This window comes from Methylobacterium frigidaeris (assembly GCF_022179185.1).
Classification (GTDB): Bacteria; Pseudomonadota; Alphaproteobacteria; order Rhizobiales; family Beijerinckiaceae; genus Methylobacterium; species Methylobacterium frigidaeris.
The window spans coordinates 1-635 of the sequence record NZ_BPQJ01000135.1 but is presented as its reverse complement, the minus strand read 5'-3'; the positions used below and the strand labels follow the sequence as shown (position 1 = coordinate 635).

At 50.9% G+C, this 635-nt stretch carries 1 pseudogene; it reads right to left on the bottom strand.

Going from position 1 to position 635, the window contains the following annotated elements:
• A pseudogene (locus tag MFF64_RS36575) lies at positions 1-293 on the bottom strand (hypothetical protein); the annotation flags it as partial.
• Positions 294-635: the final 342 nt, after the last annotated feature.

Genomic DNA, 635 nt, shown 5'->3' with positions numbered 1-635 from the left:
TCCCTCAAGACCGCTGTCAGGCCTTGTTCACCGCGCCAAACTGGCTCCAGGGCCTTTTCCAACTCGCCCTCGGCCAGTTGCGTCTGAGGCAGGGGGCACAAATAATAATCACCCGCCAACGCGATAAACGCTCGCGTGGCATGAGCCGCCATCTTACAGTCGCCTACATACAACCGACCGCTTCGTTGCAAACTCTCCTGAACCCGCTTGATACAAGGGATATAGAGCGGGTCATCGGCACGTTCGCCGGAGACCACGTCAGTGGCTAGCGGCATTGCCAGGGGATCAAGCACCGCTTGCATCACTTTAGCTTGCGGCGGCTGCAATCGGGGGTATTATATCCTTAAATCAAGATAATCTATTTACTATCAAACGATTACCGTATTACAAAAAAGGCGGAATAGTCTTTTAAAAAGCGAGATGAGCAAGAAATTGCATGACGAATCCAAAGGGCGGATACTTAGCACCTTTGACCCATGTGTCCAACATTGAACGTGCTAAGAGGCCCGCCCCATGAGTGAACAAGAAGATAAGCGATCAAAGACCGAAAAGCCACCTTCCCGAGAAGAGATCGTGAGCCGTATCCGCTCCAAGAGTGAGGCTATTATTTAGTTTTGTATCCAAGGAGTAGAACC